The 21011-nt window shown below is 71.5% G+C and carries 22 protein-coding genes; 18 read left to right on the top strand and 4 right to left on the bottom strand.

Going from position 1 to position 21011, the window contains the following annotated elements; genetic code table 11:
• The first annotated feature begins 119 nt into the window (after positions 1-119).
• Positions 120-1643, top strand: coding sequence for a GTPase HflX (hflX, locus tag D7D94_RS06210; RefSeq protein ID WP_425486985.1), 1524 nt, complete (start codon positions 120-122; stop codon positions 1641-1643).
• A gap of 19 nt (positions 1644-1662) precedes the next feature.
• Here hflX and D7D94_RS06205 read toward each other — a convergent pair whose 3' ends face one another.
• Together D7D94_RS06205 and D7D94_RS06200 are read right to left on the bottom strand one after the other, a co-directional pair.
• Positions 1663-2427 (bottom strand): hypothetical protein, encoded by a 765-nt coding sequence (locus D7D94_RS06205; protein ID WP_156241790.1) that lies wholly within the window; start codon positions 2425-2427, stop codon positions 1663-1665.
• A gap of 3 nt (positions 2428-2430) precedes the next feature.
• Positions 2431-4413 carry an alpha/beta hydrolase family protein gene (locus D7D94_RS06200; protein ID WP_156241789.1) on the bottom strand — a complete coding sequence of 661 codons (1983 nt, stop codon included), beginning with the start codon at positions 4411-4413 and terminating at the stop codon, positions 2431-2433.
• A 142-nt stretch (positions 4414-4555) separates the two neighbouring features.
• Here D7D94_RS06200 and D7D94_RS06195 point away from each other — a divergent pair, with 142 nt between their 5' ends.
• On the top strand, positions 4556-5494 hold the full coding sequence (locus D7D94_RS06195; protein ID WP_156241788.1) for a methylenetetrahydrofolate reductase: 939 nt from the start codon (positions 4556-4558) through the stop codon (positions 5492-5494).
• A 46-nt stretch (positions 5495-5540) separates the two neighbouring features.
• On the top strand, positions 5541-7856 hold the full coding sequence (gene metE, locus D7D94_RS06190) for a 5-methyltetrahydropteroyltriglutamate--homocysteine S-methyltransferase (protein ID WP_156241787.1): 2316 nt from the start codon (positions 5541-5543) through the stop codon (positions 7854-7856).
• Positions 7857-7917: 61 nt separating this feature from the next.
• On the opposite strand, the gene lexA is transcribed toward metE, so the two are convergent.
• Entirely contained in the window at positions 7918-8601 is a 684-nt protein-coding gene (lexA, locus tag D7D94_RS06185; protein ID WP_156241786.1) for a transcriptional repressor LexA, read from the bottom strand.
• A gap of 251 nt (positions 8602-8852) precedes the next feature.
• Between lexA and D7D94_RS06180 the strand changes: the two genes are divergently transcribed.
• The 6 genes from D7D94_RS06180 (at position 8853) to D7D94_RS06155 (ending at position 13190) form a co-directional block, all read left to right on the top strand.
• Positions 8853-9206, top strand: coding sequence for a LysM peptidoglycan-binding domain-containing protein (locus tag D7D94_RS06180; protein WP_156241785.1), 354 nt, complete (start codon positions 8853-8855; stop codon positions 9204-9206).
• A gap of 30 nt (positions 9207-9236) precedes the next feature.
• Positions 9237-10316: a histidinol-phosphate transaminase gene (locus D7D94_RS06175; RefSeq protein WP_156241784.1), complete on the top strand. Its 1080-nt coding sequence runs from the start codon at positions 9237-9239 to the stop codon at positions 10314-10316.
• Positions 10317-10359: 43 nt separating this feature from the next.
• On the top strand, positions 10360-10959 hold the full coding sequence (hisB, locus tag D7D94_RS06170; RefSeq protein WP_156241783.1) for an imidazoleglycerol-phosphate dehydratase HisB: 600 nt from the start codon (positions 10360-10362) through the stop codon (positions 10957-10959).
• Complete coding sequence (gene hisH, locus D7D94_RS06165; RefSeq protein WP_156241782.1) at positions 10956-11600, top strand: imidazole glycerol phosphate synthase subunit HisH; 645 nt, start codon at positions 10956-10958, stop codon at positions 11598-11600. Before hisB ends, hisH begins: the two co-directional genes overlap by 4 nt.
• A gap of 92 nt (positions 11601-11692) precedes the next feature.
• A complete protein-coding gene (gene priA, locus D7D94_RS06160; RefSeq protein WP_156241781.1) occupies positions 11693-12439 on the top strand; it encodes a bifunctional 1-(5-phosphoribosyl)-5-((5-phosphoribosylamino)methylideneamino)imidazole-4-carboxamide isomerase/phosphoribosylanthranilate isomerase PriA in 747 nt (248 codons plus the stop codon).
• Positions 12423-13190: an SseB family protein gene (locus D7D94_RS06155; protein WP_156241780.1), complete on the top strand. Its 768-nt coding sequence runs from the start codon at positions 12423-12425 to the stop codon at positions 13188-13190. The genes priA and D7D94_RS06155 overlap by 17 nt, the downstream gene beginning before the upstream one ends.
• A gap of 37 nt (positions 13191-13227) precedes the next feature.
• Here D7D94_RS06155 and D7D94_RS06150 read toward each other — a convergent pair whose 3' ends face one another.
• The gene (locus tag D7D94_RS06150) at positions 13228-13638 is read right to left on the bottom strand and encodes a DUF1844 domain-containing protein (protein WP_156241779.1); all 411 of its coding nucleotides are present in this window, start codon (positions 13636-13638) and stop codon (positions 13228-13230) included.
• A gap of 176 nt (positions 13639-13814) precedes the next feature.
• On the opposite strand from D7D94_RS06150, the gene infC reads away from it, so the two are divergent.
• The 9 genes from infC to D7D94_RS06105 all read left to right on the top strand — a co-directional run bounded on the left by infC (position 13815) and on the right by D7D94_RS06105 (position 20986).
• A complete protein-coding gene (gene infC, locus D7D94_RS06145) occupies positions 13815-14483 on the top strand; it encodes a translation initiation factor IF-3 (protein ID WP_156243349.1) in 669 nt (222 codons plus the stop codon).
• A gap of 73 nt (positions 14484-14556) precedes the next feature.
• Positions 14557-14751, top strand: coding sequence for a 50S ribosomal protein L35 (gene rpmI, locus D7D94_RS06140; RefSeq protein WP_067026090.1), 195 nt, complete (start codon positions 14557-14559; stop codon positions 14749-14751).
• Between the two features lie 32 nt (positions 14752-14783).
• Positions 14784-15170 (top strand): 50S ribosomal protein L20, encoded by a 387-nt coding sequence (gene rplT, locus D7D94_RS06135; protein WP_156241778.1) that lies wholly within the window; start codon positions 14784-14786, stop codon positions 15168-15170.
• 69 nt (positions 15171-15239) lie between these two features.
• On the top strand, positions 15240-16046 hold the full coding sequence (locus D7D94_RS06130) for a TrmH family RNA methyltransferase (RefSeq protein ID WP_156241777.1): 807 nt from the start codon (positions 15240-15242) through the stop codon (positions 16044-16046).
• 80 nt (positions 16047-16126) lie between these two features.
• Entirely contained in the window at positions 16127-16867 is a 741-nt protein-coding gene (locus D7D94_RS06125; RefSeq protein ID WP_156241776.1) for an amino acid ABC transporter ATP-binding protein, read from the top strand.
• 69 nt (positions 16868-16936) lie between these two features.
• Entirely contained in the window at positions 16937-17848 is a 912-nt protein-coding gene (locus tag D7D94_RS06120) for a glutamate ABC transporter substrate-binding protein (protein WP_156241775.1), read from the top strand.
• 75 nt (positions 17849-17923) lie between these two features.
• Complete coding sequence (locus D7D94_RS06115; RefSeq protein ID WP_156241774.1) at positions 17924-18571, top strand: amino acid ABC transporter permease; 648 nt, start codon at positions 17924-17926, stop codon at positions 18569-18571.
• Complete coding sequence (locus D7D94_RS06110) at positions 18568-19476, top strand: amino acid ABC transporter permease (RefSeq protein WP_156241773.1); 909 nt, start codon at positions 18568-18570, stop codon at positions 19474-19476. The genes D7D94_RS06115 and D7D94_RS06110 overlap by 4 nt, the downstream gene beginning before the upstream one ends.
• A 58-nt stretch (positions 19477-19534) precedes the next feature.
• Positions 19535-20986: a hypothetical protein gene (locus D7D94_RS06105; RefSeq protein WP_156241772.1), complete on the top strand. Its 1452-nt coding sequence runs from the start codon at positions 19535-19537 to the stop codon at positions 20984-20986.
• Positions 20987-21011 lie beyond the last annotated feature (25 nt).

The following is a 21011-nucleotide window of genomic DNA, read 5'->3' as shown; positions in this document are numbered from 1 at the left end:
AACGGGCGAGACGTCCCCTTCCTCGGGCGCCGTCCCGGCTGTATCCTGAAGGGCTCAGCCGACGCGGCTCCCCTTCGGCCGGCGCCCGCCGGCCGCGGAAAACCTCAGAAAGGCACCCTTTGACAGACACCATCGATCCCGATGTGCAGACCGATCCGATGTCGGATCCGGTTGACCGCGTGCTCTCGCACGCCGAATCGCGCTCGGGAGTCCGCACCTTCGGCGGCGCGCAGGCGCTGCAGGATGCGGGAACCGCCGCCGGTTCGACCACCGACGGCGAGCAGTGGGACCTCGAGGCGCGCCATGCGCTGCGTCGCGTGCCGGGCCTCTCGACCGAGCTCGAGGACGTCACCGAGGTCGAGTACCGCCAGCTGCGCCTCGAGAACGTCGTGCTCGTGGGCGTCTACGCGCAGGGCTCGCTCGTCGATGCGGAGAACTCGCTGCGCGAGCTCGCCGCCCTCGCGGAGACCGCCGGCTCGACCGTGCTCGACGGCGTGCTGCAGCGCCGCCCCCACCCGGACCCCGCGACCTACGTGGGGCGCGGCAAGGCGGAGGAGCTGAAGGACATCGTCACGTCCGTCGGGGCAGACACCGTCATCGCCGACACCGAGCTCGCACCGAGCCAGCGTCGCGCGCTGGAGGACGCCATCAAGGTGAAGGTCATCGACCGCACCGCGGTGATCCTCGACATCTTCGCGCAGCACGCCAAGACCCGCGAGGGCAAGGCCCAGGTCGAGCTGGCGCAGCTCGAGTACCTCCTGCCGCGCCTCCGCGGCTGGGGCGAGTCGATGAGCCGTCAGGCCGGTGGCCAGGTCGGTGCCGGCGGGGCCGGCATGGGCTCCCGCGGACCCGGTGAGACGAAGATCGAGCTCGACCGCCGTCGCATCCGCACGCGGATGGCGCAGCTGCGCAAGCAGATCAAGGAGTTCGCGCCCGCGCGCGACGCCAAGCGGTCCGAGCGCAAGCGCAACACCATCCCGTCCGTGGCGATCGCCGGCTACACCAACGCCGGCAAATCGTCCCTGCTGAACCGGCTGACGAGCGCCGGCGTCCTCGTGGAGAACGCGCTGTTCGCGACGCTGGACGCCACCGTGCGCCGCACCGAGACCGCGGACGGCCGCGTGTTCACGTTCGCCGACACCGTCGGATTCGTCCGCAACCTGCCGCACCAGCTCGTGGAGGCGTTCCGCTCCACGCTCGAGGAGGTCGCCGACGCAGACGTCATCGTGCATGTGGTCGACGGTCACCACCCCGACCCGGCCGGGCAGATCGCGACCGTCCGCGATGTGATGGCGGATGTGGGGGCGCGCGACATCCGCGAGATCGTCGTCTTCAACAAGGCCGACCTCATCGACGACGACACGCGGATGGTGCTGCGCGGCCTCGAGCCGGACGCCGTGTTCGTCTCCTCCCGCACGGGGGAGGGCGTCGCGGAGCTCCGAGCGGTCGTCGAGGACGCCCTGCCGGTCCCGGCCGTCGAGGTGAGGGCGCTCGTCCCCTACGAGCGCGGCGATCTCCTGTCGGCCATCCACGAGACGGGCATCTTCCTGGAGCAGGAGCACGAGTCCGGCGGCACGCGCGTGCACGTCCGCGTCTCGCCGCGCCTGGCCGCCGAGCTCGAGCAGTTCGCCGGCACCCAGTGAGCGCGCGGTTCCGCCTCCCTCACCCGAGGGAGGCGGAACCCAGCCACACCAGCGCGGTCGTCGCGAGGGCGAGCGCCCAGCTCACCATGCTCCCGACGAGGAAGTACTCCGCCTGCGTACCGCGGTCGCGGTCGCGGGAGATCTCGGGGAAGCGCACGATGCCCTTGGCGGCGATGAGCGCCGCGACGACGGGGTAGGCGCCGGCCAGGAGCAGCCCGCCGAGCACGAGGCGCTCGAGCGGTCCGATCAGCCGTCCGCCGCGAAGCGTGTGCACGTCCCGCGCAGGGACGGTGTCCGCGTCCGCTCGAGGGCCGAACAGCCGGCGTCGTCCGGGCGCCTCGTCGCCGTCGGCCGGCACGTCCTCCGTGCGCAGCGCCGTGCGCACCACGCGGTTCGACGACTCCAGCAGGAAGAGCGCGCCGCCGAGCGTGAGGAGCACGACCGCGACCGGCAGCGCGCCGTGGTCGCCCCACGTCACCGTCGCATCGACCGTCGCCGGGCTCCAGGCGAACGCGCCCAGCGCGAGCGCCCCGAGGAGGACGACGGGCAAGAACCCGAGCGGTGAGTCGTCGGCGCGCATCGTCGCCAGCCAGCCGAGCGCGGCCGCCGCCGGCACGAGTGCCAGCAGCACCGAGGAGACGGGGTCGGCGCCGACCGCCGCGCCGGCCAGCACGATCACGACGAGCAGCGCGGTCACGCCGGCTCCGCGCACGCGGTGCGATGCGCCCGCCCGCACGAGATCCGCGCCGCCGATCGCGGCGAGGACCAGCCCCGTGAGCTCCATGGATCAGACGGTACCGTCGGGCGCCGACAGCGCCTCGATCTCCAGCGCCGGCACGTCGGGTGCGGTGAATCCCAGCACCGCGCCCAGGAACGCCACCTCCGACTCCAGCGAGCGCACGATCGCCTCGCTGCCGCGGAAGCCGTGCGACTCGCCCTCGAAGAGGAGGTACGCGTGCGGCACCCCGTTCGCCGCCAGCGCGTCGCGCAGCGCCTCGGCCTGGGAGGGCGGCACGACCGGGTCGTCCGCGCCCTGCTCGATGAGCAGCGGCGTCTGCAGGAGCTGTGGCCGCGACAGCGGCGAGCGGCTCTCGTAGAGGTCTGCGGCCTCGGGCAGCGGGCCCACGAGCTTGTCGATGTAGCGCGCCTCGAAGTCGTGGGTCTCGGCGACGAGCATGCGCAGGTCGGCCACGCCGTAGCGGCTGATCCCCGCGGCGAAGACGTCGGTGTCGGCGAGCGCGCACAGCACGGTCCACCCGCCCGCCGACCCGCCCCGGATGGCCAGACGCGCCGGGTCCGCGAAGCCGGACTCGGCCATCCCGCGCGCGGCGGCGGCGACGTCGTCGACGTCGACCACGCCCCATCCGCCCTGCAGACGCTCGCGGTAGGCGCGTCCGTAGCCCGTCGAGCCGCCGTAGTTGACGTCGAGGACGCCGATCCCGCGGCTCGTGAAGTACGCCACGGCGAGGGAGAGGTCGCCCGCGACATGCGCGGTCGGCCCGCCGTGGACCAGCGCGAGATACGGCGGCAGCTCGCCCTCGGGCGCGGTGACCTCGGGGTTCGTCGGCGGGTAGGCGAAGGCGTGCACCTCGCCGTGAGGGCCGGGGAAGGTCAGCGGCAGCGCCTCGGGCATCCAGACGAGATCGAGGTCGGTCTCGCCGCCGCGCACCGGGGTGACGGTGCGCGCGTCGACGTCCAGCAGCCAGATGCCGCCGGGGGTGCGCGGACCCGCGCCGGAGAGCAGCACCTGCGAGCCGCGCACGTCCTTCACGAGGACCTGCGCGAGCGGGGTCTCGAGCTCGGTCACCGCGCGCGTGTCGGGGGAGACGACCACGAGGCGGTCCCGCCCGTTCGTCTGCACCGCGAGCACGCGGCCGTCGTCGAGCGGGGCGTACCAGCGGGTGCCGAGGTTCCACAGCGGGCCCCCGGTGTCGGCGTCGGCGGGGAGGATGGACTCCACCACGGCCGTCGCGCCGGCCGCCAGGCGCGCGCGCCGGAGGTTCCAGCGGGCGGGTCCGCCCTCGCAGATGGGCGGATCGGCGACGAAGAGGAGGTCGTCGTCCGAGGTCCACTGCGGCTGCAGCGCCGACACGTCCTGCGCCTCCCACGCTCGTCGTCCGCCGGCGAGCGTCGTCCACTCCCGCACCCGGCCATCCGACTCGATGCGGCCGAGCCGCAGCTCCGCTGCGTCCCAGGGCATGTCCGGATGATCCCAGGCGACCCATGCGATCCGGTCGCCGCGCGGCGCGGGATAGGCCACGAAGTCGCTCCCCGACACGACGCTGCGGATGGCCGACCCGTCCGCCGCGGCGCTGCCGTCCAACGGGACGACGACGATGTCGCGTCGCGGTGCCCCCTCGCCGCTCTGCGTCTCCCGCACCGCCCAGAGCCGGCCATCCGTCAGGACGAGATCGCCGAATGCCATGCCCGCGCCGGCGGGGGTGAGCGGCACGGGGTCCGCGCCCGCCGCGAGGAGGTGGATGCGCTGGTCGGACTGCTCGACGAAGAGGAGCCGCCCCGACTCGTCCGCCGTCCATGCGCCGCCGCCGTACTCGTGCACGCGCGACCGCGCGCTCCACGGCGCGGGCAGCACGCGCCGCCCGTCGCTCGCGCGCAGCACGGCGGTCCTCCCGCCCTCGGCGGCGACCCCCTCCGCCCACCAGACGTCGTCGCCGACGAACCGGGCGTCTCCCAGCCGCGGCGCGTTCCCGGCGATGTCACGGGCGGAGATCGGCGACGGCCATGAGCCGAACGGAAGCGTCTGCACCATGCCCCCCACGGTAACCGGCTCCCGGTGACACGGGGCGTCACAGATCTCCCTCCCGGGAGCGGGGCGGGCTACCTTTCCGGAGGAGGCCGGGCACCGGCCGGATACGCAGTCGCCGCGGCGACCGGAAGCGCGGGGGAGGAGCATGGAGTCGTCGGCCACGCCGTTCTCGTTCGAGCTGTATCCGCCGAGGACGCGGTCGCGCACGGCGGCCCTCGAGGAGACCATCCGCCGCCTCGCGGCGGCGGGGCCGGAGTTCCTCTCGGTGACGTACGGCGCGGGCGGCGCCACGGGCGGGGAGTCCCTGCGGGTGCTGCGCTGGATCCGCGAGAACACCGACGTGGAGCCCCTCGCGCACCTCACGTGCGTGGGCAACGACTACGCCACCGCGAGCGCCCTCATCCGCGAGTTCCTCGTCGCCGGCGTGCTGCGCTTCCTCGCGCTGCGCGGCGATCCGCCCCTCGGCAAGGCGGAGGGCGACGTGTTCCTCGGCGACCTCACCACCTCCGCCGAGCTCGTCCAGCTCATCCACCGCGTGCAGGCGGAGCGGGCGCCGTACAGCGAGACGACGATCCCCGGCCATCCCGAGGCCGCCCGCGTGGACCCGCGGCCGCGCGCTCGGACGACGGTCGCCGCGTTCCCCAACGGCCATCCGCGCTCGCGGCACCCCCGAGAGCACATCGACGCGCTGCTCGCGAAGCAGGCGGCGGGAGCCGACGCCGCGATCACGCAGCTGTTCTTCCACGCGGAGGACTACCTGCGGTTCGTCGACCGTGCGCGCGCCGCCGGCGTGGTGATCCCGATCCTCCCCGGCATCATGCCGGTGACCTCCCCGGGCAAGCTCGCCCGGATGCTGGAGCTGACGGGGGAGCCGCTGCCGGCCGACCTGTCGATCGACCTCGAGGTCGAGCCCACCGCGGAGGGCCGTCGCGAGGTGGGCATCGCCTACGCCGCGCGGCTCGCTCGCGAGGTGCTCGCGGGCGGCGCCCCGGGCATCCACCTGTACGCCTTCAACGAGCACGAGACCGTGCTCGCCGTCCTGCGCGAGGCGGGCATCCCGCTCCGCGAGACCGCCGCTTCCTGACCGCACTCATCCCCGGAGACATCCGGAACCACGAAGGAGACCAGCGATGACCGACTTCCCCCTGGGAACGATCCTCGGGTACCCCCGCATCGGACGCCGCCGTGAGCTCAAGCGCGCGGTCGAGGCCCACTGGGGCGGCAAGATCGACGAGTCGGAGCTGCGCGAGCGCGCCGCCGAGCTGCGACGCGCCACGCGCACGCGCCTGGTCGAGCTCGGCCTCGACGAGCCGTCGGCCATCCCCGAGTCGTTCTCGTTCTACGACCAGGTTCTGGATGCCGCGCTCGCCGTGGGCGCCCTGCCCGCGCGGTTCGCCGACCACCGCGAACAGGATGGCTCGATCGGCCTCGCCGCCGAGTTCGCCGCCGCGCGCGGCGACGGCGAGAACGCGCCCCTCGAGATGACGAAGTGGTTCGACACGAACTACCACTACCTCGTGCCGGAGATCGGCCCGGACACCGTCTTCGCCGCGCAGCCCGCGCGGTACGCCGATCTCGTCGCCGAGGCGGCGGCCGACGGCGTGAGCACGCGCCCCGTCGTCGTGGGCCCGGTGACGCTGCTGGCGCTCGCCAAGGCCGCCGACGGCGCCGCGGCCGGATTCCGGCCGCTCGACCGCCTCGCCGACCTGCTGCCGGCGTACCTGGAGATCCTGTCCGCACTGCGCGCAGCGGGCGCCGAGTGGGTGCAGCTCGACGAGCCCGCCCTCGTGAGCGAGACGCTCGAGGTCAGCCCGGCCGAGGTCGCGCGCGCGGTGGCCGAGGCCTACGCGGTTCTCGGCGCGGCGGAGGATCGACCGCAGCTCCTCGTCGCCGCCCCCTACGGCGCACCGAGCGTCGCGGGATGGGGGGCGCTGGTCGGCACGCCCGTCGAGGCGATCGCGCTCGACCTGGTCCGCGGCGGCGTGCCCGCCGCCGTCGACGGGGTCGAGGAGAAGACCATCGTCGCGGGCGTCGTCGATGCGCGGAACATCTGGCGCGGCGACCTCGACCGGGCGTGGGCGCTTCTCGAGCAGACGAGCGGGCTGAAGCCCGCACGCGTCACCGTGGGCACCTCGAACTCCCTGCAGCACGTGCCGCACGACGTGGCGGATGAGCCCGACCTCGACCCGCGCCTGAAGACCTGGCTCGCATTCGCCGACCAGAAGACCGGGGAGGTGTCCGTCCTCGCCCGCGGACTCCGCGAGGGACGCACCGCGGTCGAGCACGCGTTCACGGAGGCCGCCGTCGCCCTCGCCGACCGCCGCTCGGCACCCGGCGTGCACGACGACCGCGTCCGCGCCCGCACGCGCGCCCTCGCGCCGACGGACTTCGAGCGCGGTGCCGTCGAGGAGCGCGTCTCCGCGCAGCGCGACGCGCTTGCGCTCCCGCCGCTTCCGACGACGACCATCGGCTCGTTCCCGCAGACCGGCGACATCCGCCGCGCGCGGGCGGCGCACGACCGCGGAGAGCTGACGACGCCCGCGTACGAGCAGGTGCTCCGCGACGAGGTCGAGCGGGTCATCCGCCTGCAGGAGGAGCTGGGACTCGACGTGCTCGTGCACGGCGAGCCCGAGCGCAACGACATGGTGCAGTACTTCGCCGAGAACCTCGACGGCTTCGCGGTGACGCGCAACGGCTGGGTGCAGTCGTACGGTTCGCGCGCCACGCGCCCGTCGATCCTCTGGGGCGACGTCTCCCGGCCGGCTCCCATCACCGTGCGCTGGGCGACCTACGCGCAGTCGCTCACGTCGAAGCCCGTCAAGGGCATGCTCACGGGTCCGGTCACGATCCTCGCCTGGTCGTTCGTCCGCGACGATCAGCCGCTCGGCGAGACCGCCCGTCAGGTCGCGCTCGCGCTGCGCGACGAGATCGCCGATCTCGAGCAGGCCGGCATCGGCATCATCCAGGTGGATGAGCCCGCCCTGCGCGAGCTGCTGCCCCTGTACGCCCGGGCACGCGACGCATACCTCGAGTGGTCGGTCGGGTCGTTCCGGCTGGCGACCGCGAGCGCGCGCCCGGCCACGCAGATCCACACGCACCTCTGCTACTCCGAGTTCGGCACCGTCCTCGAGGCGATCTCGGCGCTCGATGCCGACGTCACCTCGATCGAGGCCGCCCGCAGTCGCGACGAGCTCTTCGAGGCACTCGCCGGTTACGAGCGGGGGATCGGCCCCGGCGTGTGGGACATCCACTCGCCGCGCGTGCCGAGCGCGGCGGAGATCGGCGGCCGCATCGATCGCGCCGTCGCCGCCGTCGACGTCGACCGCGTCTGGATCAATCCCGACTGCGGTCTGAAGACGCGACAGTACGAGGAGACCGTGGCGTCGCTGGCGAACCTCGTCGCCGCGACGGGCGAGGCACGGGAGGCGCTCCTGGCGCGCGCCTGACCCGAAGACGATGAGAGAGCGGGAGCCGACGGCTCCCGCTCTCTCATCGTCTCCCCGCGCCTCACACGGAGCGGAGGATCGCCACGACCTTCCCGAGCACCACGGCCTCATCGGCGAGGATCGGCTCGAACGCGGAATTGCGGGGCAGCAGCCAGGTGTGGCCGTCGCGCTGACGGAACGTCTTGACGGTGGCCTCGCCGTCGACCATCGCCGCGACGATGTCGCCGTTCTCCGCCGTACCCTGCGAGCGGACGACAACCCAGTCCCCATCGCAGATCGCGGCGTCGATCATCGACTCGCCGCTGACCTTGAGCATGAACAGCTCGCCCTTACCGACCAACTGACGGGGGAGTGGGAAGATCTCCTCGACCTGCTGCTCGGCGGTGATCGGCACGCCCGCCGCGATGCGTCCGACGAGGGGGACGAGGGCGGCATCGCCCACCGCGGGGCCCGCGTCTGCGGGGTTCTCGGCGGCGGATCCCGGCAGGTCGATGAGGACCTCCATGGCCCGCGTCTTGCCCGGGTCGCGCCGCAGGTAGCCGCTGAGCTCCAGCTGGCCCAGCTGGTGGGTGACGCTCGACAGCGACTTCAGCCCGACGGCGTCGCCGATCTCGCGCATGCTCGGCGGGTAGCCGTTGTGCTGGATGGAGCGCTGGATGACCTCGAGGATGGCCAGCTGCTTGTCGCTCAGGCTCTTGCGTCGCCGCGTGCGCGGCTTCTCCTCGCGCGTACCCGCATCCGTCATGTCCGTGCTCCTTCGCTGCCCCGCTCGAATGTCGGAGGTGCGTGGTGTGGTGGTCCCGTCGGTGAAAACGCTAGCGGACGCACCGCGAGACGGGGAGCTTTGTTCGAGCGTGTTGGGCATTCCTCGCGAGAGCAGTTCGAAGACAACTCTTGACACTCGTACGAAATCGAAGATAGGTTCGGAACATCGCTTCGGCAGCGAGATCCTGAGGGATCCGCACCGCCCGAAGAGATCTACAGGAAGGAAAGGCCATGCGCGCACATCGCTCCGCTCCGGCTCCCGCCACCCGTCTGCGCCTGACCCTGCGCGGTCGCCGCGTCCTCGCCGGCCTCGCCGCGGCCCCCGTCGTCGCGGCGATCGGCTTCGGCGCTCTCAGCGGCGGTGCCGCTCTCGCCTCCCGCGCGGACAGCGCGCCCGCCGGCACCTTCGACACCGTCACCGTCGGTGCGGGGGACTCCCTGTGGGAGATCGCCGAGACCGTCGCCCCCGATGCCGACCCTCGCGACGTCGTCGACGAGATCCTGCACCTGAACCAGCTGCGCGACGGCGTCATCGCCGCCGGTCAGCAGCTCGCCATCCCCGCCGCCTACTCCACCGCCGGCTGAGCGCGCGCGGCGGCGCTCTAGCATGGACGGGTGACCGTCTCACTCGATGACCTGCCCCTGCGCGACGACCTCCGCGGCCAGCAGCCGTACGGAGCGCCGCAGGCGCCCCTCCCCGTCGCACTGAACGTCAACGAGAACACGCATCCCATCCCCGACGAGGTCGCCGACGACATCGCGGACTCGGTGGCGCTGGCGCTGCGCGACGTGAACCGCTACCCCGACCGGGAGTTCACCGCGCTGCGCGAGGGATTCGCGGACTACCTCGGCCACGGCATCCAGCCCGAGCAGGTGTGGGCGGCCAACGGCTCCAACGAGGTGCTCCAGCACATCCTGCAGGCGTTCGCCGGCCCGGGTCGCACGGCGTTCGGCTTCGCGCCCACCTACTCGATGTACGCCCTCCTCACGCGCGGAGTGGGCGCGACCTACGTCTCCGGCGAGCGGGGGCCCGCCTTCTCGCTCAGCCCGGAGAGCGCGGCCGAGCAGGTGGCGGCCGCCCGCCCCGATGTGGTCTTCCTCTGCGCGCCGAACAACCCCACCGGAACCCCGATGGAGAACGACGTGATCGAGGCGGTGTACGAGGCGTCGGAGGGCATCGTCATCGTGGACGAGGCCTACCGCGAGTTCGCTCCCCGCGACGCGCCGTCGGCGCTGCAGCTGCTTCCCGGGCGGCCGCGGCTCGTGGTCTCGCGCACGATGAGCAAGGCGTTCGCCTTCGCCGGTGCCCGCGTCGGGTACCTCGCCGCGGACCCCGCCGTCATCGACGCGCTGCGGCTCGTGCGCCTGCCCTACCACCTCAGCGCCCTCACACAGGCGGCGGCGTCGGCTGCGCTGCGTCATGCCGACACGATGCTGGGCATGGTCGACGAGATCGTGGAGCAGCGCGACCGCATCTCGGCGACCCTCGAGGCGCTCGGCTACACCGTCTACCCGACCTGGTCGAACTTCGTGCTGTTCGGCGGCGTGGAGGACACCCGGGCGACGTGGCAGGCGCTGTACGACCGCGGTGTGCTGATCCGCGACGTCGGCATCCCCGGACACCTGCGCGTGACGGCGGGGACCGAGGAGGAGACGAGCGCGTTCCTCGACGCCCTCGCCGCCATCGGACGCTGACGCCTCGCGGAAGGCGCGCGCCGGCCGCGACTAGAATCGGGGCATGACCCGAACCGCGCGCCGCACCCGTTCCACGAGCGAGTCCAGCATCGAGCTGGAGCTCGACCTCGACGGCACGGGCAGGAGCAGCATCGACACGTCGGTGCCGTTCTTCGACCACATGCTCACGGCGTTCGCGAAGCACTCGCTGACCGACCTCACGGTGCGCGCGACGGGCGACACGCACATCGACGCGCACCACACCGTCGAGGACACCGCGATCGTGCTGGGCCAGGCCATCCGCGAAGCGCTCGGCGACAAGGCGGGCATCTCCCGCTACGGCGACGCGCTGGTGCCGCTCGACGAGGCGCTCGCGCAGGCGGTCGTCGACATCTCCGGTCGGCCCTACCTCGTCCACACGGGAGAGCCGGCGGGCTTCGAGCAGCACCTCATCGGCGGACACTTCACCGGCTCGCTCGTGCGTCACACCTTCGAGGCCCTCGCGTTCAACGCGGGGCTGACGGTGCACGTGCGCGTCGTGGGGGGTCGCGACCCGCATCACATCGCGGAGGCAGAGTACAAGGCATTCGCCCGCGCCTTCCGCCAGGCGAAGGCGCTCGACCCGCTCGTGCAGGGCATCCCGTCGACGAAGGGCGCGCTGTGAGCGCCGAGCGGCCCAGCGTCGCCGTCCTGGAGTACGGGTCGGGCAACGTCCACTCCGCCGTGAAGGCGCTGGAGGCAGCGGGCGCGGATGTCGAGCTCACGCGCGACCGCGCGACCGTGCTCGGCGCCGACGGCCTGCTCGTGCCGGGCGTCGGCGCCTTCCAGGCCGTGATGGAGCAGCTCGAGTCCATCCGCGGCGGCGAGCTCATCGACCGCCGCCTCGCGGGCGGGCGCCCCGTGCTCGGCATCTGCGTGGGCATGCAGGTGCTCTTCGGCCGCGGCATCGAGCGCGGCGTGGAGACGGAGGGCCTCGGAGAGTGGCCGGGCACCGTCGCCGAGCTCGACGCCCCCGTCGTGCCGCACATGGGCTGGAACACCGTGCAGGCGGGGGAGCGGTCGCGGCTCTTCCGCGGCGTCGAGGACGAGCGCTTCTACTTCGTCCACTCCTACGCCGTGCAGCAGTGGGAGCTCGAGGTCGATCCGCCGTTCCCGCAGCCCGTGCTGACCTGGGCCGACCACGGCGGCCCCTTCCTCGCGGCGGTCGAGAACGGGCCGCTGACGGCGACTCAGTTCCACCCGGAGAAGTCCGGCGAGGCCGGCATCCGACTCCTCCGCAACTGGGTGGACACCCTCCGCCGCTGATCGCTTCCGGCGCGGAGTTGGAGTCGGGGCCGACGGCGGTCTAGTCTCTTGACTCGTGCGTCGGCAGGAGATGCCTGCAAGCACGAGGTGATATGAACGACTTCGCATCCACTCCCGCTCTCACGCTGCTGCCCGCGGTCGACGTCGCCGACGGGAAGGCCGTGCGCCTGACCCAGGGCGAGGCCGGCTCCGAGACGAGCTACGGCGACCCGCTCGAGGCGGCCGACGCGTGGAAGAGCCAGGGCGCCGACTGGATCCACCTCGTCGACCTCGACGCGGCCTTCGGACGCGGCAGCAACGCCTCGATCCTCCGTCGCGTGATCAAGCACGTCCGCGGCGTGAACGTGGAGCTCTCCGGCGGCATCCGCGACGACGCGTCGCTCGAGGCGGCGCTGGAGACCGGCGCCCAGCGCATCAACCTCGGCACGGCCGCCCTCGAGAACCCCGAGTGGACGGCCTCCGTGATCAGCCGGTACGGCGACGCGGTCGCCGTCGGCCTCGACGTCCGCGGCACGACCCTCGCGGCGCGCGGCTGGACGCAGGAGGGCGGCGACATCTGGGAGGTGCTCGAGCGCCTCGAGGAGGGCGGCTGCAGCCGCTACGTCGTCACCGACGTCACGAAGGACGGAACCCTGCGCGGCCCCAACCTCGACCTCCTGCGCGAGATGGCTCGGCGCACGCAGAAGCCGATCGTCGCCTCGGGCGGCGTCTCCAGCCTCGACGACATCATCGCGCTGCGCGAGCTCGTGCCGCTCGGGGTCGAGGGCGCGATCGTCGGCAAGGCCCTCTACGCGGGCGCCTTCACGCTCGCCGAGGCGCTGGATGTCGCCGGATACTGACGGCGCGACCGACTCCGCCGGCGTCCCCTGGGAGGGGCGCCGCTTCCAACCGAACCCGGCAGCGGGCGACGACGGCTCCGCCGACCCGAAGCTGTGGCAGGCGCTGACGGGGTTCCGCGCGGGCACCGGGACGCAGACCGCCGTCGTCGACGCCCTGCGCACCGCGCGCGTGCTCGTGCCGCTCGTCGCCGAGAAGGGCGACGAGGGCGTCGGCCCGCACGGCCTCGCGGTCGACAAGACGCAGGAGCTGTCCATCGTCACCGTCGCCGCTCCGGATGGCCGGAAGGTGCTTCCGCTGTTCTCCTGCGTCGAGACGCTCACCGCGTGGGATCCGAAGGCGCGCCCGATCCCCGTCGCCGGCACGCGCGCTGCGCTGTCGGCGGCCGGTGAGGACACCGACCTCATCGTGCTCGATCCGACGAGCCCCACCGAGTTCGTCGTGCGGCGCCCCGCGGTGTGGGCGATCGCCCAGGATCAGCCGTGGGAGCCCGCGTCGGCGAACCCCGACGTGTTCCTCGGCCTGCAGGACAGCATCGCGGGAGAGCTCGCCGTCGTCGACATCGGCGCGGAGCCGGGCGACCCGGATGCGCGCCTCGCCGGCCCGGAGCTCATCGTGCGCCTCTCGCTCATCGCGGGGCTCGAGCAGGCCGAGCTCGATGCCGTCCTGCAGCGACTGGCTCGGCGCTGGGCGGCCGACGACCGGATCGCCGTGCTCGTGGACTCGCTGCAGGTCAAGCTCGACGCGGCCTGACCGCCGACCGGTCGCCGGCCGGCGGTCCGCCGCCGAGTCAGATGACCGGGCCGGTCCACTTCTCGCCGGGGCCCTGACCGGGGGCGTCGGGGATTGCCGACAGCTCGCGGAAGCGGAGCTGGAGCGACCGCAGACCATCGCGGATCGGACGCGCGTGCATGTCGCTGATCTCGGGTGCGGCGGCGGTCACGAGTCCCGCCAGCGCGTTGATGAGCTTGCGCGCCTCGTCGAGGTCGACGTAGCCGTCGGCGTCGGGCGCATCGACGAGTCCGAGCTTGACGGCGGCGGCGCTCATGAGGTGCACGCACCCGGAGGCGATGACCTCCACGGCCGCCACATCGGCGATGTCCCGCACGGCGGATGTCTCGGCAGCGGCCTGCTCCTGCTCCTCCCAGCGCGCGTGGCGCTCGGCGTCGAAGGGGGAGTTGTCCGCGGGAATGGCGCTCATGGTCCGCTCTCTGTTAGACTTCTGCGGGCTCCGGAGTGTTCTCCGGACGAAAGAGGATTCAGTTCCCACCCGCGCTTGCCGTTCCAGGCTACCGGGTCATGCACACTCCGCTCGCGTCCGCGCGAGTTGCACAGGGTGTCGAGCCGATGCATGTCGTCGTGCTCGGGTGGATGCTGATGACTCTCCCGCCCGCGCCGCGATCCCCGCAGGCGCGGTGGCTCGGATACCGACCCAAGGAGTTCCGCATCAGCGATCCCCGCACCAACGAGCGCATCCGCGTGCCAGAGGTCCGACTCGTCGGCCCGGCAGGCGAGCAGATCGGCGTCGTCCGCATCGAGGTGGCCCTGCGCCTGGCGCAGGAGGCTGACCTCGACCTCGTCGAGGTGGCCCCCAACTCCCGTCCGCCCGTGGTGAAGATCATGGACTACGGGAAGTTCAAGTACGAAGCCGCCCAGAAGGCCAAGGAAGCGCGCCGCAACCAGGCGAACACGGTCCTCAAGGAGGTCCGCTTCCGCCTGAAGATCGATCAGCACGACTACGACACCAAGCGCAAGCGTGCGGAGGGCTTCCTGCAGGCCGGCGACAAGGTCAAGGCCATGATCCTCTTCCGCGGCCGCGAGCAGTCGCGTCCCGATCAGGGCGTGCGTCTGCTGCAGAAGTTCGCCGAGGACGTCGCGGAGCTCGGATCGGTCGAGTCGCGGCCCACGATCGACGGTCGCAACATGGTGATGGTGATCGCCCCGCATCGGAACAAGTCCGACGCGAAGGCCGAGCAGAACGCCGCGCGCGCAGCCAACAAGCAGGCGCAGCGCGACGCGAAGACCACCGCTCCCGAAGGGGAGTAGTCCCGAGAACTTCCCGCTGCGGCGGGTTGCCACAACGTCGCCCCGTGGGGCGCAGACGCAAGGAAAGAAGAAGATGCCGAAGCAGAAGACCCACTCGGGCAGCAAGAAGCGCTTCAAGATCACCGGCAGCGGCAAGATCAAGAAGCAGCAGGCAGGTATGCGCCACAACCTCGAGCACAAGTCGAGCCGCCGCACCCGCCGTCTGAACCAGGACCAGGTCATCTCGGGCAACGACCTCAAGGTCGTCAAGAAGCTCCTCGGTCGCTGAGCGCGACGCACGTTCGTTAGGAAGTATGAAGAATGGCTAGAGTCAAGCGCGCAGTCAATGCGCACAAGAAGCGTCGCGTCATCCTCGAGCGCGCCTCGGGTTACCGCGGTCAGCGTTCGCGCCTGTACCGCAAGGCGAAGGAGCAGGTCACCCACTCCCTCGTCTACGCGTACCGCGACCGTCGTCAGCGCAAGGGCGACTTCCGTCGCCTGTGGATCCAGCGCATCAACGCCGCGAGCCGCGCGAACGGCCTCACCTACAACCGCCTGATCCAGGGCCTCGGCCTCGCGGGCGTCCAGGTGGACCGTCGCATGCTCGCCGAGCTGGCGGTCAACGAGCCGAACACGTTCGCCGCTCTCGTCGACGTCGCGCGCAACGCGCTGCCCGCCGACGTGAACGCGCCGAAGTCGGCTGCGTGATCTGACACGATCTCCCGAAGAGGGCGTCCCGCGAGGGGCGCCCTCTTCGCATGTCCGTAGACTTGAGGCGTGCTCGAGAATCCCCGATCCCCCCGCGTGCGGGCGGTAGCGAAGCTGGCCAGACGCGACGCCCGCAAGGAGACGGGGCTCTTCCTCCTCGAGGGGCCGCAGGCGGTCCGCGAGGCGGTGGCCTACGCGCCCGACGTCATCGTCGAGCTCTACGCGACGCCCACCGCTCTGGAGAAGCACGCCGACCTGCGCGCCGCGCTCGTCGACGCCGGCGTCGACATCGAGTTCGTCACCGAGCCCGTTCTGGAGTCGATGGCAGACACCGTCACGCCGCAGGGCTTCGTCGCGGTCGCCCGGCAGAACCCGACCGCTGTGAAGGACGTGTTCGCCGCCGAGCCGAAGCTCATCGCCATCTGCGAGGAGGTGCGCGATCCGGGGAACCTCGGCACGATCATCCGCGCCGCCGACGCCGCCGGCGCAGACGCCGTCGTGCTCACGGGGCGCACCGTCGACCCGTACAACCCCAAGGTCGTGCGCTCCACGACGGGGTCGCTCTTCCACGTTCCCGTCGCCGTGAACGCCGATCTGGCCGACGTGGTCGTGCGCGCGCGCGCCGCCGGCCTGCGCGTGGTGGCGGCCGATGTGAAGGGCGATGACCTCCTCGCCGCCCGGCAGGACGGCACGCTCGCGCAGCCGACCGGGTGGCTGTTCGGCAACGAGGCGCGCGGTCTCGACGACGAGGCGCTCGCCCTCGCGGACGGCGCCCTGCGCCTGCCGATCTACGGCCGGGCCGAGTCGCTCAACCTCGCCACCGCGGCCAGCGTGTGCCTGTACGAGACCGCGTTCGCACAGCGCTCGGCGGGCTGACGCCGCGCGTCGGCGTCACAACTCGGTAAAGCTCCCGTGGGGTGTTCGTCGGCGACGCCGTCACGCCCTAGGGTGAAGCCATGGCAGAGCCCCTCGTCGTCGTGAAGGACGTGCAGAAGCACTACGGAGATTTCCAGGCGCTGAAGGACATCGACCTCACGGTCGACCGCGGCGAGGTGGTCGTGGTCATCGGCCCCTCCGGCTCCGGCAAGTCGACGCTGTGCCGCACGATCAACCGCCTCGAGACGATCACCAGCGGCACGATCACGATCGACGGCAAGGAGCTGCCCAAGGAGGGCAAGGCCCTCGCGAACCTCCGCGCCGAGGTCGGCATGGTCTTCCAGTCCTTCAATCTCTTCTCGCACCTCACGATCCTCGAGAACGTGACGCTCGGGCCCATCCGCGTGCGGGGGCTCAAGAAGGCCGAGGCCGAGAAGGAGGCGCGCGAGCTCCTCGACCGGGTCGGCGTCGGACACCAGGCGTCGAAGCTCCCCGCTCAGCTGTCCGGCGGCCAGCAGCAGCGCGTCGCGATCGCGCGCGCCCTCGCCATGCGCCCCAAGGTGATGCTCTTCGACGAGCCCACCAGCGCGCTCGACCCCGAGATGATCAACGAGGTCCTCGACGTCATGGTCGGCCTCGCGCACGACGGCATGACGATGATCGTCGTCACGCACGAGATGGGCTTCGCGCGCAAGGCCGCCAACCGCGTGGTGTTCATGGCGGATGGCCAGATCGTCGAGCAGGCGACGCCCGAGGAGTTCTTCACCCGGCCGAAGTCGGCGCGCGCGAAGGACTTCCTCTCGAAGCTCATCACGCACTGACGCAGACTCCGGAGTCGTACGACGATGTGCGCTCCGGTCCGACCGAAAACCGAGAGAGAGGACGCGCACATGCGCACATTCCGCACCATCGCCAGCGCGGGGATCGCCGTCACGGCGGCGCTCGCCCTCACCGCCTGCAACAGCGGCACCCCCGGCAGCACGGGAAGCGCCGCCCCCGAAGGCGACACCGGCAGCACCAGCACCCCCTGGGAGGTCGCGAGCGACGTCCAGCTCGAGGGGAGCCCCACCTTCGACCGCGCCAGCGAGGCCGGCGAGATCGTCGTGGGCGTCAAGGAGGACCAGCCCGGACTCGGCTACCTCGACGCCACGACCGGCGAGCGCACCGGCTTCGACATCGACATCGCGCGCTGGATGGCCGCCTCCCTCGGCTTCGAGGAGGACCAGATCACGTTCGAGGCGATCCCGTCCGCGAACCGCGAGCAGGCCATCGTCAACGGCGACATCGACTACTACGTCGGCACCTACTCGATCACCGACGCCCGCAAGGAGCAGATCGACTTCGCCGGCCCGTACTTCGAGACCGGCCAGGGCCTGCTGGTGGCGGCGGACAACGAGGACATCACCTCCGACGCCGACCTCAGCTCCGACGTCACGGTGTGCTCGGCGACCGGCTCCACGCCGATCCAGAACATCCGCGACAACTACGAGGCGAAGACCGAGGAGTTCGACACGTACACCCAGTGCGTGGACGCCCTGCTCAACGGCACCGTCGACGCGGTCACCACCGACGAGCTCATCCTCATCGGCTACGCTGCGCAGAACCCGGAGGAGCTGAAGGTCGTCGGCGAGCCGTTCTCCGAGGAGAAGTACGGCATCGGCCTGACGAAGGGCGACGACGCCCTGCGCACGCACTTCAACGAGACCCTGAGCGACGGCGCAGACGTCTGGCAGGCGATCTTCGACAAGAACCTCGGCGCCTCCGGGGTCGAGGCCGAGCAGCCCGCCGTCGACCAGTACTGATCCCCACCGCGGCGGCCGTCTCCGACGGCCGCCGCGGCTTCCTTCCGATCCCCGACCCCTGAGAGGAGCCGGTGCATGGGCACCCTGCTCGACAACCTCGACCTGTGGGGACTGGCGCTCGGCAACACCGTGCGCCTGTTCGTCGTGAGCGGTCTCATGGCCCTCGTCCTGGGGCTGATCGTCGGCGCGATGCGCGTCTCGCCCGTCCCGATCGCGCGAGCGGTCGGCACGGTGTACGTGAACTTCGTGCGCAACACCCCGCTCACGCTCATCTTCTTCTTCTTCGCGCTCGGCTTCCCCGCGCTGAAGCTCGTGGACGTCAGCTACACGACCCTGGCCATCCTCGCCCTGGGCTTCTACACCGCGACGTACGTGGCGGAGACGCTGCGCTCCGGCATCAACACCGTGCCCGTCGGCCAGGCGGAGGCGGCCCGCGCCATCGGCCTCTCCTTCGGCCAGGTCATGACGCTCGTGGTCCTGCCGCAGGCCGTGCGCTCGGTCGTGCCGCCCATGATGAGCGTGCTCATCGCGCTGCTGAAGAACACGACGATCGCCGCCGGGTTCTCGGTCATCGAGCTCGGCGCCATGCGCGCCAATCTCAGCGAGCGCGGCGAGCCGGCCATGGTCGTGCTGCTGTGGATCGCGGCCTTCTTCGTCGTCATGGTGCTGCTGCTGTCCTGGCTGCAGCGAACGCTCGAGACCCGCTGGAAGGTGATCCGATGACCTCGGTCCTCTACGACGTCCCCGGGCCCCGGGCCATCCTGCGCAATCGCATCCTCGGCGCGGTGACGGTCCTCGTGATCGTCGCGCTGTTCGCGTGGATCATCTGGCTCATGATCGACACCGGGCAGCTCAGCGCGCAGAAGTGGTCGATCTTCAGCTACTCCCTCATCTGGGAGCAGATCCTCCATGGACTCCGCTCGACCGTGCTGGCATTCCTCTCGGCGGCCGTCGGCGCGCTCGCGCTCAGCGTCGTCCTCGCGGTCGGCCGCCTCTCGGACCACGCCTGGGTGCGCGCGCCGTTCACCGTCATCATCGAGGTGTTCCGCGCGATCCCGGTCCTCATCTTCATGATGATCATGTACTACGGCCTGCCGAGCATCGGCATCTCGGTGAGCCCGTACGTCGCGGTCGTCGTCGCGCTCATCGCCTACAACGGCTCGGTCATGGCCGAGGCGATCCGCGCGGGCGTCGTCTCCCTGCCCAACGGGCAGACGGAGGCCGGCTACGCGATCGGGCTCCGCAAGACCGGCGTCATGACCTTCATCCTGCTGCCGCAGGCGTTCACCGCCATGCTCCCGGTCATCCTCGCGCAGCTCGTGGTGACGCTGAAGGACACCGCGCTCGGCTCGATCATCACGTACGACGAGCTGCTCTACGTGGCCAAGCTCATCGGCGGCCAGCTGCAGTACGGACGGCCCTACATCCCCGCCGCGATCGTCATGGGCGGCATCTACATCGCGCTCTGTCTGGTGCTGTCGTACATCGCGCGTCGCGTGGAGAAGCGGCTGCGGAAGTCCCCGCGCGTGCACGCCGTCGCGGCCGACCCGCGTCGTCACGAGGAGGCCACGGTCACCTCGGTCATCGCCCAGCAGGGCGACGGCGACCTCACCGCAGGCGGTCGCTGACCGGATCCGCAGCGGCCGCCGGTCACGGGATCGGCGGCCGCTCTGGAATACTGGTCGCGTGCCCCACCCCCGCTCCACCTCCCGCCGCGCCGCTCTGCCCTTCGTCCGTCTGCGTCGGGCCGCCCTCGGAGCTGTCGTCTCGGCCATCCTCGCGATCGGACTGCTGCCCGCGACCGCGGCGGTCGCAGCGCCCGCGACGCCGCTTCCGTCGGCAGCGGCTCCCGCAGCCGACATCCCCACGCCGGAGGAAGGCGACTACGTCGGGTCGAACACCGAGGACGAGGCCGACCCGGGTGAGTACGCGGCGCAGGACGATGCCGCGCACGCGGTGAGCCTGTCGGGTTTCGACGCCGGCAACCTCATCAGCGACGCCGCGATGTACACCTCGGGCACGATGACGGCGGCGCAGATCCAGTCCTTCATCACGGGCAAGGCGCCGAAGTGCGACCGCGGCTACACCTGCCTGAAGGACTTCGCGCAGCGCACGGCGACCAAGAAGGCCGATGCCTACTGCACGCAGACCTACCAGGGGGCCTCGCGCGAGTCCGCCGGGACGATCATCTCGAAGGTGTCGCGTGCGTGCGGGGTGAGCGAGAAGGTGCTGCTCGTCATGCTGCAGAAGGAGCAGGGCCTCGTCACGCACCACTGGCCGAGCGACTGGCGGTACGACATCGCCATGGGCTACGCGTGCCCGGATGGCGCCGCGTGCGACGAGCGCTACTTCGGCTTCCAGAACCAGGTGTACATGGCCGCGCACCAGCTGCAGCGGTACAGCAAGGACAGCTTCTTCAACTGGTATCCGGTGGGCAAGACCTCGCAGGTGCGCTGGCACCCCGATGCCAGCTGCGGCTCCGGCCCTGTCCGGATCCAGAACAAGGCGACCGCGGCGCTCTACTACTACACGCCGTACCAGCCGAATCGGGCATCGCTCGCGGCAGGTTACGCCGCGTCGAACGACCGGTGCGCGTCGTACGGCAACCGCAACTTCTACAACTACTACACCGACTGGTTCGGGCCGTCGCGCGGCGGCGGGGGACCGAAGGCCGACTCCTCGGGAACCGTCGCCGTGCACCGATTCTGGTCTTCGAAGTTCGACAACGCGCACTTCTACACCGCGAACGCGGCGGAGGCGGACGCGCTGCGCCGCACCGACCCCAACTGGACCTACGAGGGCACCGACTTCCGCGTCTGGCCCGCGTCGAATGGCGGATGCCGGGCCGGCACCGTCGCCGTGCACCGGTTCTGGTCGTCGACCTTCGCCTCGCACTTCTACACGACGAACGGAGCGGAGGCGGCGAAGGTGCGCTCGGGCGACAAGAACTGGTCGTACGAGGGCGTCGGCTTCTGCACCGCCGCCTCGGGGCAGGCGGGCACGGTCCCCGTGCACCGCTTCTGGAGCGCGAAGTTCGAGAAGCACTTCTACACGGCCAACGCGGCCGAGGCGCGCAAGCTCCGCGAGACCGACCGGAACTGGACGTACGAGGGCGTCGCGATGTACGCACCGCGCTGAGTCCGGCGCTGAGCGCCCGCGCGGA

Origin of the sequence: Microbacterium oryzae, assembly GCF_009735645.1 — a bacterium.
Lineage (GTDB): Bacteria > Actinomycetota > Actinomycetes > Actinomycetales > Microbacteriaceae > Microbacterium > Microbacterium oryzae.
The sequence above is the reverse complement of the archived record's forward strand: the minus strand, read 5'-3'. Positions and strand labels throughout refer to the sequence as shown.

Bases quoted from the DNA above. Each gene is read 5' to 3' on its own strand.
- D7D94_RS06205 (WP_156241790.1), bottom strand. From the start codon at position 2,427: ATGGAGCTCACGGGGCTGGTCCTCGCCGCGATCGGCGGCGCGGATCTC.
- D7D94_RS06200 (WP_156241789.1), bottom strand. From the start codon at position 4,413: ATGGTGCAGACGCTTCCGTTCGGCTCATGGCCGTCGCCGATCTCCGCC.
- D7D94_RS06195 (WP_156241788.1), top strand. From the start codon at position 4,556: ATGGAGTCGTCGGCCACGCCGTTCTCGTTCGAGCTGTATCCGCCGAGG.
- metE (WP_156241787.1), top strand. From the start codon at position 5,541: ATGACCGACTTCCCCCTGGGAACGATCCTCGGGTACCCCCGCATCGGA.
- lexA (WP_156241786.1), bottom strand. From the start codon at position 8,601: ATGACGGATGCGGGTACGCGCGAGGAGAAGCCGCGCACGCGGCGACGC.
- D7D94_RS06180 (WP_156241785.1), top strand. From the start codon at position 8,853: ATGCGCGCACATCGCTCCGCTCCGGCTCCCGCCACCCGTCTGCGCCTG.
- hisB (WP_156241783.1), top strand. From the start codon at position 10,360: ATGACCCGAACCGCGCGCCGCACCCGTTCCACGAGCGAGTCCAGCATC.
- priA (WP_156241781.1), top strand. From the start codon at position 11,693: ATGAACGACTTCGCATCCACTCCCGCTCTCACGCTGCTGCCCGCGGTC.
- D7D94_RS06155 (WP_156241780.1), top strand. From the start codon at position 12,423: ATGTCGCCGGATACTGACGGCGCGACCGACTCCGCCGGCGTCCCCTGG.
- D7D94_RS06150 (WP_156241779.1), bottom strand. From the start codon at position 13,638: ATGAGCGCCATTCCCGCGGACAACTCCCCCTTCGACGCCGAGCGCCAC.
- infC (WP_156243349.1), top strand. From the start codon at position 13,815: ATGACTCTCCCGCCCGCGCCGCGATCCCCGCAGGCGCGGTGGCTCGGA.
- rpmI (WP_067026090.1), top strand. From the start codon at position 14,557: ATGCCGAAGCAGAAGACCCACTCGGGCAGCAAGAAGCGCTTCAAGATC.
- rplT (WP_156241778.1), top strand. From the start codon at position 14,784: ATGGCTAGAGTCAAGCGCGCAGTCAATGCGCACAAGAAGCGTCGCGTC.
- D7D94_RS06125 (WP_156241776.1), top strand. From the start codon at position 16,127: ATGGCAGAGCCCCTCGTCGTCGTGAAGGACGTGCAGAAGCACTACGGA.
- D7D94_RS06120 (WP_156241775.1), top strand. From the start codon at position 16,937: ATGCGCACATTCCGCACCATCGCCAGCGCGGGGATCGCCGTCACGGCG.
- D7D94_RS06115 (WP_156241774.1), top strand. From the start codon at position 17,924: ATGGGCACCCTGCTCGACAACCTCGACCTGTGGGGACTGGCGCTCGGC.
- D7D94_RS06110 (WP_156241773.1), top strand. From the start codon at position 18,568: ATGACCTCGGTCCTCTACGACGTCCCCGGGCCCCGGGCCATCCTGCGC.